The sequence below is a fragment of the Nocardia higoensis NBRC 100133 genome, assembly GCF_000308595.1.
GTDB lineage: Bacteria > Actinomycetota > Actinomycetes > Mycobacteriales > Mycobacteriaceae > Nocardia > Nocardia higoensis.
Window position 1 is genome coordinate 41,635 of record NZ_BAGA01000098.1, and the last position, 13,729, is coordinate 55,363.

At 68.9% G+C, this 13,729-nt stretch carries 17 protein-coding genes; 6 read left to right on the forward strand and 11 right to left on the reverse strand.

Features of this window, described 5'->3' with window-relative positions; genetic code table 11:
* Window positions 1-65: 65 nt before the first annotated feature.
* Both ON26_RS17745 and miaB read right to left on the reverse strand, forming a co-directional pair.
* Window positions 66-662 (reverse strand): Rv2732c family membrane protein, encoded by a 597-nt coding sequence (locus ON26_RS17745; protein ID WP_040797350.1) that lies wholly within the window; start codon window positions 660-662, stop codon window positions 66-68.
* A 152-nt stretch (window positions 663-814) separates the two neighbouring features.
* On the reverse strand, window positions 815-2,326 hold the full coding sequence (gene miaB, locus ON26_RS17750; protein WP_373280949.1) for a tRNA (N6-isopentenyl adenosine(37)-C2)-methylthiotransferase MiaB: 1,512 nt from the start codon (window positions 2,324-2,326) through the stop codon (window positions 815-817).
* Between the two features lie 274 nt (window positions 2,327-2,600).
* Between miaB and ON26_RS17755 the strand changes: the two genes are divergently transcribed.
* From ON26_RS17755 to ON26_RS17770, 4 genes are all read left to right on the forward strand, one after another.
* Window positions 2,601-3,329: an amino acid ABC transporter ATP-binding protein gene (locus tag ON26_RS17755; RefSeq protein ID WP_040797351.1), complete on the forward strand. Its 729-nt coding sequence runs from the start codon at window positions 2,601-2,603 to the stop codon at window positions 3,327-3,329.
* 53 nt (window positions 3,330-3,382) lie between these two features.
* Entirely contained in the window at window positions 3,383-4,216 is an 834-nt protein-coding gene (locus ON26_RS17760; RefSeq protein WP_040797293.1) for a glutamate ABC transporter substrate-binding protein, read from the forward strand.
* Between the two features lie 86 nt (window positions 4,217-4,302).
* Complete coding sequence (locus ON26_RS17765; RefSeq protein ID WP_040797294.1) at window positions 4,303-4,974, forward strand: amino acid ABC transporter permease; 672 nt, start codon at window positions 4,303-4,305, stop codon at window positions 4,972-4,974.
* The gene (locus ON26_RS17770) at window positions 4,971-5,867 is read left to right on the forward strand and encodes an amino acid ABC transporter permease (RefSeq protein ID WP_040797295.1); all 897 of its coding nucleotides are present in this window, start codon (window positions 4,971-4,973) and stop codon (window positions 5,865-5,867) included. The genes ON26_RS17765 and ON26_RS17770 overlap by 4 nt, the downstream gene beginning before the upstream one ends.
* A gap of 48 nt (window positions 5,868-5,915) precedes the next feature.
* Here ON26_RS17770 and recX read toward each other — a convergent pair whose 3' ends face one another.
* The 5 genes from recX to ON26_RS17795 all read right to left on the reverse strand — a co-directional run bounded on the left by recX (window position 5,916) and on the right by ON26_RS17795 (window position 9,903).
* Window positions 5,916-6,488, reverse strand: coding sequence for a recombination regulator RecX (recX, locus tag ON26_RS17775; protein WP_083884178.1), 573 nt, complete (start codon window positions 6,486-6,488; stop codon window positions 5,916-5,918).
* Between the two features lie 310 nt (window positions 6,489-6,798).
* Window positions 6,799-7,842, reverse strand: a complete 1,044-nt coding sequence (gene recA, locus ON26_RS17780) for a recombinase RecA (RefSeq protein WP_040797296.1) — start codon at window positions 7,840-7,842, stop codon at window positions 6,799-6,801.
* A 191-nt stretch (window positions 7,843-8,033) separates the two neighbouring features.
* On the reverse strand, window positions 8,034-8,486 hold the full coding sequence (locus tag ON26_RS17785) for a nuclear transport factor 2 family protein (RefSeq protein ID WP_040797297.1): 453 nt from the start codon (window positions 8,484-8,486) through the stop codon (window positions 8,034-8,036).
* A gap of 59 nt (window positions 8,487-8,545) precedes the next feature.
* Entirely contained in the window at window positions 8,546-9,388 is an 843-nt protein-coding gene (locus tag ON26_RS17790; RefSeq protein WP_051027188.1) for a pyridoxamine 5'-phosphate oxidase family protein, read from the reverse strand.
* Between the two features lie 53 nt (window positions 9,389-9,441).
* A complete protein-coding gene (locus ON26_RS17795) occupies window positions 9,442-9,903 on the reverse strand; it encodes a VOC family protein (RefSeq protein WP_040797299.1) in 462 nt (153 codons plus the stop codon).
* Window positions 9,904-10,057: 154 nt separating this feature from the next.
* Between ON26_RS17795 and ON26_RS17800 the strand changes: the two genes are divergently transcribed.
* Entirely contained in the window at window positions 10,058-10,588 is a 531-nt protein-coding gene (locus tag ON26_RS17800; RefSeq protein ID WP_040797300.1) for a CGNR zinc finger domain-containing protein, read from the forward strand.
* Window positions 10,589-10,634: 46 nt separating this feature from the next.
* Here ON26_RS17800 and ON26_RS17805 read toward each other — a convergent pair whose 3' ends face one another.
* The 3 genes from ON26_RS17805 to ON26_RS17815 all read right to left on the reverse strand — a co-directional run bounded on the left by ON26_RS17805 (window position 10,635) and on the right by ON26_RS17815 (window position 12,837).
* Window positions 10,635-10,829, reverse strand: a complete 195-nt coding sequence (locus ON26_RS17805; protein ID WP_040797301.1) for a DUF3046 domain-containing protein — start codon at window positions 10,827-10,829, stop codon at window positions 10,635-10,637.
* Between the two features lie 70 nt (window positions 10,830-10,899).
* Window positions 10,900-12,063: a glycosyltransferase gene (locus ON26_RS17810; RefSeq protein WP_040797302.1), complete on the reverse strand. Its 1,164-nt coding sequence runs from the start codon at window positions 12,061-12,063 to the stop codon at window positions 10,900-10,902.
* 66 nt (window positions 12,064-12,129) lie between these two features.
* Window positions 12,130-12,837, reverse strand: a complete 708-nt coding sequence (locus tag ON26_RS17815) for a PIG-L deacetylase family protein (protein WP_040797303.1) — start codon at window positions 12,835-12,837, stop codon at window positions 12,130-12,132.
* Window positions 12,838-12,898: 61 nt separating this feature from the next.
* On the opposite strand from ON26_RS17815, the gene ON26_RS17820 reads away from it, so the two are divergent.
* Complete coding sequence (locus ON26_RS17820; protein ID WP_245545899.1) at window positions 12,899-13,486, forward strand: peptidylprolyl isomerase; 588 nt, start codon at window positions 12,899-12,901, stop codon at window positions 13,484-13,486.
* 6 nt (window positions 13,487-13,492) lie between these two features.
* Here the strand turns inward: ON26_RS17820 and ON26_RS33870 are convergent, their stop codons facing one another.
* Window positions 13,493-13,666, reverse strand: a complete 174-nt coding sequence (locus ON26_RS33870) for a hypothetical protein (protein WP_040797304.1) — start codon at window positions 13,664-13,666, stop codon at window positions 13,493-13,495.
* Window positions 13,667-13,729 lie beyond the last annotated feature (63 nt).

The window sequence follows — 13,729 nt, forward strand, 5'->3', positions numbered from 1 at the left end:
CGAAAGGCGCCGCCGGGTTCCCACCCGGCGGCGCCTTCTTCGTCGTCGTTCTCGTCCGGCGGTGACTAGTCCTCGCCGGACAGGCGCTTGCGGTCACGCTCCTCGGCGGCGGCAGCGGCATTGCGACGCTGCTCCTCGGCGGCCAGCTGCAGTGCCGTGCGGCTCCACACCACACGCACCCAGTGGAAGGTCAGCACGACGACCGCGAAGGTGCCGATGACCAGGCCGATACCCGGCCCGGCGCCCACGTAGTCGTCCAGACCGGGAGTCTGGCGGTGCCAGATCGACAGCACGCCGAAGAACGACGCCAGCGCGGAACCGGCGACCGCGAACCAGGCCAGCACCCAGCGCCTGGTCATCAAAGCGAGCAGCGAGAAGCCGATGCCGAACACGGCGGCGAACCAGACGAACAGTCGTGAGGGCAGGCCGATGTGCTCCAGGCGCGCGGCGTCGGTGCCCAGCAGCACGTCGAAGCCGCGGGCGCTGCCCGCATGCGAGAGCACCAGCGAGAACAGGAGCACGAAGACCGCGATCGCCACCACCATCGCGCGGGCCCCGGGGTCGATCTCCCCCGCGATGCGCCGTTCGACGGCATCGAGCTCCGCACGGAATTGGTCGAATTCCCCATCGGTATTGCTACTGCTCTGCTCGACGGAGCTCACCGCGTCGCCTCCTGGGTCGTCACCGGCATCGGATCGGTCGCGATCCACTCTGCCATCCGTGCCCGCGTCGGCCGCATCCGACCCACTACGTGACGTAGTATCCGGGTCGGCGTCCTCGTCGCGATCGTCCCGGTCGTCCCGGTCCGGCCCGCTCATGAGCCGCACCCGGTCGAGCAGCCCGCGATGACCGGCTCCGGCGCGGGTGCGCCGATCCGGGGCAGACCGAGCCCGACGCCGATCGGCGCGGTCTTCGGGGTGACGCCGCGCTCGTGCGCGTCGCCGGCACGGGTGCGCCGGTGATTCCTGATCTCGGAGTCGGCGATCAGATGGTGCGGCGCGGCCTCGGTGATGTCGACGGTCACCAGATCGCCGGGGCGGATCGGCTCGGCGGTTCCGCCCGGGCGGAAATGCACCAGCCTGCCGTCGCGCGCCCGGCCGCTCATCCGCGCGGTGGCGGCATTCTTCTTGCCCGCCCCCTCGGCTACCAGCAGTTCGACCTCGCTGCCGATCAACTCCCGGTTGGCCGCCAGCGAGATCTCCTCCTGCAGCGCGATGAGCCGGTCGTAGCGCTCCTGGACCACCTGCTTGGGCAACTGATCGGGCATCTCGGCGGCAGGCGTGCCGGGGCGCTTGGAGTACTGGAAGGTGAACGCGCTGGTGAACCGCGCCTGCCGCACCACGTCCAGGGTCTCCTGGAAGTCCTCCTCGGTCTCGCCGGGGAAGCCGACGATGATGTCGGTGGTGATGGCCGCATGCGGCATGGCCGCGCGCACCTTCTCGATGATGCCCAGGTAGCGGGCCTTGCGGTAGGAGCGGCGCATGGCCTTGAGCACCCGGTCGGAGCCGGACTGCAACGGCATGTGCAACTGCGGGCAGATATTGGGCGTCTGCGCCATCGCCTCGATCACGTCGTCGGTGAACTCGGCCGGATGCGGCGAGGTGAAGCGCACCCGTTCCAGTCCTTCGATGCTCCCGCAGGCGCGCAGCAGTTTGGCGAACGCGCCGCGATCGCGCGGTTCGTCGGGATCTGCGAAGGAGGCGCCGTAGGAATTGACGTTCTGGCCGAGCAGTGTCACCTCGAGCACGCCCTGCTCGACGAGCGCCTGCACCTCGGCGAGCACGTCGCCGGGCCTGCGGTCGACTTCCTTGCCACGCAGTGAGGGCACGATGCAGAAGGTGCAGGTGTTGTTGCAGCCCACCGAGATCGATACCCAGCCCGCGTAGGCGGATTCCCGCTTGGCGGGCAACGTCGAAGGGAACGCCTCGAGCGACTCGAGGATCTCGACCTGGGCCTCTTCGTTGTGCCGGGCGCGTTCGAGCAGCACCGGCAGCGAGCCGAGGTTGTGCGTGCCGAACACCACATCCACCCACGGCGCCTTGCGCACCACGGTGTCGCGGTCCTTCTGCGCGAGGCAGCCGCCGACGGCGATCTGCATGCCCGGCCTGCCCGCCTTCACCGGCGCGAGATGGCCGAGCGTGCCGTAGAGCTTGTTGTCGGCGTTCTCACGCACCGCGCAGGTATTGAAGACCACGAGATCGGCCGTCGCCCCCGGCGTGGCCTTGACGTAGCCCGCATCCTCGAGCAGGCCGGACAAGCGTTCGGAATCGTGCACGTTCATCTGGCAGCCGAAGGTGCGGATCTCGTAACTGCGTTCTCCGTTCATCACCTGTCCGATCGATTCCACCGGTCCAGGGTACGGGGCCGTTCACGGTCGCCGTACACGGCATCCGCGCAGGCCCGGCGTGGCGGGCGAGGATTGCACTCCGGCGTTACGAGGCAGTGACGGCGCGGCGTGGCGCTACGGCGTGTCGCGGAAAGCGGGGCAAATCGTCGATTTCCCCTTAAGGTCAAGGACCATGAGCGATGCCGCCGCCCCGACCGGCACGACCGGCGACGACCCGAAATCGGAGGCCGCCACCGCGGTTTCCACTCCGCCGATGATCTCGATGCGCGCTGTCGACAAACACTTCGGCAAGCTCCACGTGCTGCGTGACATCAATCTGGAGGTCTCCCGCGGCCAGGTCGTCATCGTTCTCGGCCCGTCCGGATCCGGAAAGTCGACCCTGTGCCGGACCATCAACCGGCTCGAACCGATCGACTCCGGCGCCATCGCTGTCGACGGTGTTCCGCTGCCCTCGGAAGGCAAGGCCCTGGCCGCGCTGCGCGCCGACGTCGGCATGGTCTTCCAGTCGTTCAATCTGTTCGCGCACAAGACGATTCTCGACAATGTGATGCTCGCGCCGGTGAAGGTGCGGCGGGTCAAGAAGGAACAGGCGCGCAGCCGCGCGATGGAACTGCTCGAGCGCGTCGGCATCGCCGATCAGGCCGACAAGTATCCGGCCCAGCTGTCCGGCGGTCAGCAGCAGCGGGTGGCCATCGCCCGCGCGCTGGCGATGGACCCCAAGGTCATGCTGTTCGACGAGCCGACCTCCGCGCTCGACCCGGAGATGGTCAACGAAGTCCTCGATGTGATGGTCTCGCTGGCCAAGGACGGCATGACCATGCTGGTCGTCACCCACGAAATGGGCTTCGCCCGGCGTGCGGGCGACCGGGTGCTGTTCATGGCCGACGGCTCCGTCGTCGAGGACACCGACCCCGAAACCTTCTTCACCACACCGAAATCCGAACGAGCCAAGGACTTCCTGGGCAAGATTCTGAGCCACTGAGCCTTCCCGCCCGGACCACGGCAGCGAAAATCACACAAGGAGTTAGGAACTCGATGAGGATCACCCGTGCACTTCGTTTCGGCGTCGGGGCGCTCGCCCTGGCCCTGGCCGCCACCGGCTGCGGCGGCGGTGACGAGGGCAGCGCCCTCGACCATGCCAAGGAAGGCAAGCTCACCATCGGCATCAAGTACGACCAGCCGGGTCTGGGATTGCGCACCAAGGACGGCACCTACACCGGGTTCGACGTGGCGGTCGCGGAATACGTGGCGGGCAAGCTGGGCGTGCAGCCCGACGGCATCACCTTCAAGGAAGCACCGTCGGCACAGCGCGAGACGCTGATCGAGAACGGGCAGGTCGACTTCGTCGTCGCCACCTACTCCATCAACGACAAGCGCAAGGAGAAGGTCGACTTCGCGGGTCCCTACTATGTCGCGGGTCAGTCGCTGCTGGTGCGAGCCGACAACACCGACATCACCGGTCCGGAATCGTTGAACGGCAACAAGAAGCTGTGCTCGGTGAAGGGCTCGACCCCGGCGCAGAACGTCAAGGACAAGTACGCCAACGAAGTTCAGCTGCAGGAGTTCGACACCTACTCGCTGTGCGTGGAGGCGCTGCGCAACGGCTCGGTCGACGCGGTGACCACCGACGACATCATCCTGGCGGGTTTCGCCGCCCAGTCCCCCGGCCAGCTCAAGGTCGTCGGCGACACCTTCACCACCGAGAACTACGGCATCGGCTTGGCCAAGGGCGACCAGGAGGCCCGCGACCAGATCAACGACGCGCTCGAGGAGATGATCTCCTCGGGTGCGTGGGAGGCCGCACTGAAGGAGAACGTGGGCGCCGCAGACTTCACCCCGTCACCCGCACCGCAGGTCGACCGCTACTGAGCCGGGGCTGAGCGGGGCGGTCCGCCGACGCGGGCCGCCCCGCACCCGCTCGACCACCACACACCGATGGGAGGGACGCGCCGGCCGTGTTCGACCTGATCTCGGAATACGACACCCAGATCCTCGAAGCGTTCTGGGTCACGATCAAACTGACCTTCTTCTCGGCGATCGGCGCGCTGCTGCTCGGCACGATCGTCGCCGCGATGCGCGTGTCCCCGATCCCGGTCGCGCGCTGGCTGGGCACCGCCTACGTCACGATCTTCCGCAACACCCCGCTGACCCTGATCATCGTGTTCTGTTCGCTCGGCCTGTATTCGGCACTGGGCTGGACGCTGGCGGGCGACTCCATCGTCGACAACAACTACCGGTGGGCGATCGTCGGTCTGAGCGTCTACACCGCGGCGTTCGTGTGCGAGTCGCTGCGGTCGGGCATCAACACCGTGCCGCTCGGCCAGTCCGAGGCGGGGCGCTCGCTCGGCTTCGGATTCGCCCAGAACCTGCGGCTGGTGGTGTTGCCGCAGGCGTTCCGGGCGGTGATCGCCCCGCTGGGCAGCGTACTGATCGCCCTGACCAAGAACTCCACCATCGCCGCGGCCATCGGCGTCGCCGAAGCCGCGCACCTGATGGCCGAGATGATCGAGAACGAAGCGGCCCTGCTGGCCATCGGCGCGATCTTCGCCTTCGGCTTCGTCCTGATCACTCTGCCGACGGGTCTGTTCTTCGGCTGGCTCGCGAAACGATACGAGGTGTCCCGATGAGCTCAGGCGCTTCCGTTCTCTTCGACGCGCCCGGCCCCCGGGCGCGGATCCGCAACCACGCCTTCTCGGTCCTGGTCGCCCTCGCGATCGTCGCCGCAGGCTACTACCTGTACGGGGCCTTCGCGGACAAAGGCCAGTTCGAGGCCGCGAAATGGAAGCCGTTCCTGGAGCAGGAGGTCTGGACGACCTATCTGCTGCCCGGCTTGCGGGGCACCATCGTCGCGGCGGCGCTGTCCATCGTGTTCGCGATGGTCCTCGGCATGATCTTCGGCATCCTGCGCCTGTCCGAGCACCGCTCGGTGCGGATAGTCGCGGGGACGATCGTGGAGTTCGCCCGCGCCATCCCGGTGCTGATCCTGATGATCTTCTTGTTCGCGCTGTTCAGCGAATACAACCTGTTCAAGTCCGACGATCTGGCGCTGGCCGCGGTCGTCACCGCACTGACCATCTACAACGGCTCGGTCATCGCCGAGATCGTGCGGGCGGGCATCCGCTCGCTGCCGCGCGGGCAGACCGAGGCGGCGCTCGCGGTGGGCATGCGCAAGAACCAGCTGATGCGGCTGATCCTGCTGCCGCAGGCGATCACCGCCATGCTGCCCGCCCTGATCTCGCAGATGGTGGTGGCGCTCAAGGACACCGCCCTCGGCTACCAGATCACCTATGTCGAGATCGTGCGCTCCGGCCAGCAGCTCGGCGCGGCCGAGAGCAACACCGTTCCCGCCCTGCTCGTCGTCGCGCTCATCATGATCGCCCTCAACAGCGCGCTCACGGTCGTCGCGACCGCCGTGGAGAAGCGGCTGCGGGCACGGAAGAAGGGCAAGGGCACCGGCGCCGCGCTGGCGCCGGAGTCGATCATGACCGACGCCGCACCGGGGATGGACCTGAAGAAGTAACCGGAGGCGGCGCGGGTCGACAGATCCGCGCCGCCGCACGGCATCCGGTCAGTCCTCGTGATCGGCTCCGTCGGCCTCGAGGACACCCAGTTCGGCCTTCACCACCGCGAAGGCCGTCGAGCTGTTGTAGCCGCGGCGCGCGAGCATGCCGACCAGACGACGAAGTATCTTGTCGTGCTCCAGGTTTCGCGGCATGGAGCGCAGTTTCCGGCGGACCAGTTCGGTGGCCCGGGCGTGCTCGTCGTCATCGCTCACCGCGGACAGCGCCGCGGCCGAATCCTCGGCGGCGACTCCTTTGCGGCGCAATTCCTGCGCCAGCGCCTGCTTGCCCTTGCCGGAGAAGGTGTGGCGGGCGGTGACCCACTGCTCGGCGAAGGCGGCGTCGTCGACGAGGCCCACTTCGGCGAGACGTGCCAGCGCGGCCTCGGCGACCTCGGCGGTGTAGCCCTTGGCTGCCAGCCGCTGCGCCAGTTCGGCACGGCTGCGGGCACGGACGGCGAGCAGGCGGAGGCACGCGTCCTTCGCCTGCTCGACCGTCCCACCGTGCGGGGTGCGCCCCGGCGTCGACCGGCTCTCGCCCGCCTCCGTCTCCCGCGCATCCCACTCGGATCCGGCCGCCACCGGATCCGCCCGGCGAGCCGCACGACCAGCGCGCGCCGACCGGGAACTCTCTCGGCGGGTGGACCCGGTCGAGCGTGCCCGCTGCGGATCGGGCGCGCTCGACCGGGCTCCCTGGCGGTCCGCGTCGGCCGAACCACCTTCGGCCCACGGGACTGGTTCCTCCCCCGCACGCCGCCGGTCCGCTGCGGTGTCGGTCCCGGAGCGGCCGGCGTCGGCGAGGAGTTCGTGCAACCGGCGGCGCATGTCGTCCACCGGATCAGCCCGCTGTCCGGCGGAACGATCCGATGCACCGTGCCTGCCGGCGACCGGCTCAGAAATCGGCGGGCACCTCGGCTGCGGACTCGGCGGTCAGGTCGGCGCCGATACCGAGCTTCTCCTTGATCTTCTTCTCGATCTCGTCGCGGACGTCGGTGTTCTCCAGCAGGAACTTGCGGGCATTCTCCTTGCCCTGTCCCAGCTGATCGCCCTCGTAGGTGTACCAGGAGCCGGACTTGCGGATGAAGCCGTGCTCGACACCCATGTCGATGAGCGAGCCCTCCTTGGAGATGCCGTGCCCGTAGAGGATGTCGAACTCGGCCTGCTTGAAGGGCGGGGAGACCTTGTTCTTGACGACCTTGACGCGGGTGCGGTTGCCGACCGCGTCGCTGCCGTCCTTGAGGGTCTCGATGCGGCGCACGTCCAGGCGCACGGAGGCGTAGAACTTCAGCGCCTTACCGCCGGTGGTGGTCTCCGGCGAGCCGAACATGACGCCGATCTTCTCGCGCAGCTGGTTGATGAAGATGGCGGTGGTGCCGGAGTTGTTGAGCGCGCTGGTCATCTTGCGCAGCGCCTGGCTCATCAGGCGGGCCTGCAGGCCGACGTGGCTGTCGCCCATCTCGCCCTCGATCTCGGCGCGCGGCACCAGGGCGGCCACCGAGTCGATGACGATGATGTCGATGGCGCCGGAGCGGACCAGCATGTCGGCGATCTCGAGCGCCTGCTCACCGGTGTCGGGCTGGGAGACCAGCAGCGCGTCGGTGTCCACGCCCAGCTTGCGGGCGTAGTCGGGGTCAAGCGCGTGCTCGGCGTCGATGAACGCCGCCACGCCGCCCGCGGCCTGCGCGTTGGCCACCGCGTGCAGGGCGACGGTGGTCTTACCCGAGGACTCCGGGCCGTAGATCTCGACGACGCGACCGCGCGGCAGGCCGCCGATACCGAGCGCCACGTCCAGGGCGATGGAACCCGTCGGGATCACCGAGATGGGCTGGCGAGCCTCCTCGCCGAGGCGCATCACCGCACCCTTGCCGAAGCTCTTCTCGACCTGCGCGAGGGCGAGCTCGAGGGCCTTGTCGCGATCGTAGGCCTGTGGTGCCATGTCCTGTCCCCTTTTCCACGGGTAGGTCTGTTGTCCTGGTTGGCGCCCACAGTAGAGGGCGGCACCGACAAGTTCTGACGCCGAGCCTAGACGAACACGTGTTCGAGTCCAAGTGACTCGCCGGACCGATCGGGTCACCTCCCGAACGGCCCGGCGATCACCGGCTCACCGGGGCCGAGGGAACGCCGGACCTACCATTGCGGCAGCGGGGCATCGTCCTCTTCGGGTCCCCTCGGCCCGAAGATCCGCCGGTCGGCCTCGGCGATGGCCACGTCGTTGATGCTCGCCTCCCGGCGCGACATGAGGCCGTCCGGGGCGAACTCCCACTGCTCGTTGCCGTAGCTGCGCCACCAGGCGCCCGACTCGTCGTGCCATTCGTACTGGAACCGCACCGCGATGCGATTTCCGTCGAAGGCCCACAACTCTTTACGCAGCGCGTAGCCGTTCTCCTTCTCCCACTTCCTGGTGAGGAAGTCGACGATGGCCGCCCGGCCGATGAAGTACTCGTCGCGGTTGCGCCATACCGAGTCCTCGGTGTACGCGGCGGCGACCCGTTCGGGATCGCGGGTATTCCAAGCGTGCTCGGCGGCACGCACCTTCTCCGCCGCGGTCGCGCGGTCGAACGGGGGTAGCGGTGGTCGCATAGGAATCCTCTCGGTGGAGACACGTCGTGAATACAGCGTGAACAAGGTGATCGGCCCGGTCAGGGATTGACCGGCGACAGTTCGGCCGCGCCCCAGCGCAGCGGGCCGTCCGGCCGCTCCAGCACCTCGTCGACGGTGAAATCGATCGAGCATTGCGCGCCCGGCGCGAATGTCGCCGGATCCCAGTTCGTTTCGGCCGTTCCGGTGATCTGCAGCGCACCGCCGGTGGCCCAGTCCGGGATGAGCAATCCACAGCGCGGCTGGGCGACGAGATTGCCGAGCGTCATGAACATCGAGTTGCCCCGGTAATCCGGCCAGCGCAGCCGGGTCGGCGACAGCACGCGCAGGAAGCCCGGATTCCCGCCGCGGTGCGAGGCATCGGCATTGCCGTCGCTGTCCGCGGTACCGATGAAGAAGGTGTCGGCCGCCGCCACCGCCGCCTGCTGAGCCGGGTCGAGTGCCGTTCCCCGGCGCGGCTCGCCCGCGATGTGGTCCAGCGCGTGTGCCACCGGTTCACGGCGGGCGATGTACTTCGGGCAGTTCGAGTAGACCTGCTCGGTGGTGATCGCGAGGCCCTCCCCGACGGGAACGGACCTGCCGTTGACCCGCATCCGCCTGCGCTTGGCCGGCTGCAGCGCGATCATGCCGACACGGGTGGGCGCGGACAGCGCCGCGGCGAGCGGATCACCGGCGTCCGGACGAGCGGCGACGACGATCGAGGTGTCACCGGTCACCCGGAGGAAGCCGGGCGTCCCGGTCAGCGCGCTCGCCCACAGCCTGCCGTCGCCGTCGGCGGCGGCCAGGACCGCCATCGGCTGTGCGGCCAGGAAATCGGCCGCCACGGACGGAACGCCGGTGCGAATGGTCCGGCCGACCTTGACCGCGATGCCGTCCTGCCCCATCCGTCGCTGGACGGCGAGCTCACCGGGATGGAAGGGCCCCACGACCGCCTGCCTCAGAAGAAGCCGCAGGTGGGCGCGGCACCGTGGGGTGCGGGAGCGGCTTCGGCGCCGGCGGGCGCGTAGACCTCCAGCCGGATGCCGTCGGGATCGGTGAAGAAGACGCCGCCCGAGGACGCACCTTCGCCGTGCGCCACCACCCCGTCGTGCACCAGGGCCACGCCGAGCTCCCGCAGCGTCGCCTCGACCGCGCGCACCTGCTCCATGTCGTCCACCTGGAAGGACAGATGGTGCAGGCCCGGCGTACGGGTGGAGAACTCACCGTCGGACTGCGCCCAGAGCGTCAGCACCAGCCTGCCGTCCGCGCCGAGGAACACGAAGCGGGTGCCGCCCTCCCCGCCGTTCGCCAGCTGTTCGAAACCGAATGCGCGCCGGTAGAACTCGGCGGAACGATCGATGTCCGAGACGTTCAATCCGATATGTCCGGTCGTGAGCGCGGGAGCGGCCACCGTGGTCATTGCGTCCTCCTGAAATTTGCAACCGCCTTTTGCGATTTCAACGGTTAGAACCGTACGGCCGGCGCGCACGCAGTGTCAACCCCCTAAACGTGTTTAAGTGGTTATAGAGGTGGTGACAATGATGCGGACAGACAGTGGCTCGATACCCTCGGGCATGCCCGATCCGCGCCCGCACCTCGGTGAACCGCTGGCACTCGACCTGCTCAACACCCGATGGGTGGACAACGGTCCGCAGGATCTGCTCACCGATGTGACCGGTTTGGGGATCTGGCTGGTCTCGGCCGGGCTCGCCGATCGGGCCACGGCCGACGAGCCGACACTGGCGGCGCTGCTGGAAGCGCGCGCGGCCATCTACGACGTGGTCGTCTCGGGCATGCACGAGACACGGACCCACGCCGGTCTCAACGCCGTCCTCGATCATGGGCGGATCCGGCGGGCACTGCGCGCCCGTGGCCCGGTCGCCGAACCCGAGGTCGCCACGGCGGCCTGGTTGCCCGGCTGGCTCGCGGCGGAGAACCTGCTCGAGCTACTCGCCGAGGCGCCGGACCGGATCCGTCAGTGCGCCCACGACCAGTGCGTTCTGTTCTTCTACGACACCTCGAAGAACGGCACGCGGCGGTGGCATTCGATGTCCACATGCGGCAATCGGGCCAAAGCCGCGCGGCACTACGCCAAGAAATCCTGAGACTGCCGAGCACCCCGCGACAGCCGGGTAGAAGCGAGCCGGTCGTTCACCAACGAGACCTGGGGACGTCGAACTCCGCGCACAGCGCCCGCCACACCTCGCGCGGATCGATGCCCGCCTCGATAGCCTGCGCTCCGGTACGGCCGCCGAGGGCCAGAATGGTGTGGTCGGCGAGCAGGGCGTCGCCTCGTACACTGCCGAACTCGGTGTGCAACAGTTCCTGGAACTCCGTCAACCGCATCGTCCCGAAGATACTCGCGCGGATACGCGCCCGCACCGTGCCCTGCGGCTCGGCGCCCGAGCCCCCGCGGTCAGCGGGTGCGCACTCGATCGAGCACTCGGCGGCAGAGTGCGACCGGATCCTCGACCTCGGCGGCACCCGTGGAGGCTGCCCCCGCGGCCGCGGTGTAGCGCGGCTGATCGAGCATCTCCCGCACGGCGGCGCGCACCGCTTCGGCGGTCAGCGGCCGGACGACGATCGAACTGCCGTGGCGCGCCGCGCGATTGGCCAGCTCCCACTGATCCCCCCCGCCGGGCACGGTGACGATGGGGACGCCGGCGAGCAGCGTCTTGGCAAGCAGGCCGTGCCCGCCGCCGCCGACGACCACCGCCGCGTGTCGCAGCAGTTCGTCCTGCCTGCCGAGGCCCGCGGTGGCCCAGGACGGCAGGTCGCCGGGCGGGGTGTCGAGCATCGATATCGCCACCCGCACACCCGCGCCGTCGAGCGCGCGCAGCACGGTTTCGGCCATGCCCTCGACGCCGGTGTGCGCGGTGGACGGAGCGACCATCACCAGCGGATCGTCGCCCGGCGGCAGTTCGAGCACGTCGTCGGTCGGCTCCCACAGCAACGGCCCGACCAGGTGGGCGTTGTCCGGCCAGTCCGGACGCGGCACCTCCAGCGCGGGCAGCGTCGCCAGCAGGCGCATCGCCGGTCCCGGGTCGACGGCGGGTAGCCCGACGCTCTCGCGGGCACGCGAGCGCTGCTGCTCGCCCTTGCGCACGGCGCGATCGGTCATCGCGCGCAGCACCGAATCCCGCAGCCGGCCGCGCACGCCCTCGCCGACCGCGAGTCCGCTTCCGATGGGAGGCAAGCCTTTCGACGGCAGATACAGCGGATGCGGCGAAAGTTCCACCCAGGGCACGCCGAGCCGTTCGGCGGCCATTCCGCCGCCCGCGGTGAGCACATCGGCGACAACCAGTTCCGGCAACATGGCGCCGAGGTCGGGCAGGATCTCGGTGGAGATGTGCGCGGCGCGCTCGTGGATGCGCTGTCCGGCGTCGGTGTCGTCATCGATCGTCCTGGGCGCCAACCCTTTCAGGCGGCGTACCGGAATCCCGGCGTTCCTGGCCGTATCGAACCAGCGTGGGCCGGTGAACAGCACCGGATCGTCACCCGCGGCGAGGAATCGCTCGCACAGTGCGAGCGCAGGGAACGCATGGCCGGGATCCGGACCGGCGACGACCGCAACACGCATCGGCTCAGCCTGCCACACCGCGGGCCTCGGTACGGGGCATACCCCTCGCGCTGTCCACCGGACCCCTCACGAGAAGAAGTACAGCCGCACCCCCACCGCCCGCTCGGCGGGGAAACCCGCGATCGGGGCGGTGGCCATGTCGACGACGGCGCGGGCCTGCTGCTCCACCGGTTCCGGGCTCAGCACTTCCAGATAGCGCCGATGCGCCGCCAGCGAGAGCACCGCCCGGTCGACCGTTTCGGTCACATCGACCGCGTGTGTGGGATTCGGCCCGGTGACCGCCGCCCAGCGCGCGTGCCACGGTTCCAGGTCGGCGATGTCGGGGAAGATCCACTCGTTGGCGGCGTCGGCGACCGCGTCCAGACCGGCGCGACCGACCGCCCGGTGATCGGCGCTGTTGAGGTACCCCGAGGCCCAGGTGTCGTCGAAGTTCAGCAGCAGCACCATCTCCGGGCGGTGCCTGCGGATGGCGGCGGCCAGATCCTGTCGCAGTGCGAGATTCGCTTCGATACGCCCGTCCGGATAGCCGAGGAACTCGACCTCGTTCACCCCGACGACGGCCGCGGAGGCGAGCTGCTCGCGTTCGCGCAACGGCCCCGATTCCGCGGGCGGCAGACCGGCGATGCCTGCCTCTCCGCTGGTCACCAGCACGTACCGGATGTCCTTGCCCTGCGCTGTCCACCTCGCGACCGCGGCCGCCACACCGTACTCGATGTCGTCGGGGTGAGCGACGATCACCAGGCCGCGGTGCCAGTCCTCGGGTATCTGCTCCATGGGCCCCATTGAACACCGCCCCGGTGAGCAACTGCACAGTTCATCATGTAGACACATGCGCATGATGAAGCTCACACGTGCCGTGGCTGTCCTCGCGCTGGCGTTGTTCACCGTCTTCGCGCCGGGCCCGCTGACCGCGCCACACGCGCACGCCGACGCACTGCCCCGGGTCTATCTCGACCTCGCCATCGGCAACGCCCCCGTGGGCCGCGTGGTGATCGAACTGCGCTCGGATGTGGCGCCGCGCACCGCCGAGAACTTCCGCGCACTGGCCACGGGCGAACAGGGTTTCGGGTACCGGGGCTCCTCGCTGCACCGGGTGATCCCTGGATTCATGGCCCAGGGCGGGGATTTCACCAACGGCGACGGTACCGGGGGCACCAGCATCTACGGCCCGTCCTTCCCGGACGAGAACTTCGAGCTGACCCACGACAGGGCGGGCGTGGTCAGCATGGCCAACCGTGGACCGGACACCAACGGCTCCCAGTTCTTCATCACCCTCGACGCCACGCCCTGGCTCGACGGCAAGCACGTGGTCTTCGGCTCGGTGATCGAGGGTCTCGAGGTGGTCCGGACCGTCGAGCAGGTCGGCACCGAGGACGGCACGACCTACCTGCCGGTGACGATCACCGACAGCGGTCAGCTCTGAGCCCGGTCAGAGCTTGCCTGCGGTGCTCCGGTCGTTCCCGGACACCGCCTTGAACAGCAGATAGGCGCCGAAGACGAGGGCGCCGACCACCAGGACCGGGAACAGCCCTTCGATCAGCGCGCCGATGATCGCCAGCGCGATCCAGACGATCGCCACGACACCGATGATCTTCCACAGCATTTCCAGCCTCCCGGAGGTCTTGTCCGGTCGTCGTCCGACGATCCGGTACCTTCCACACTGGCA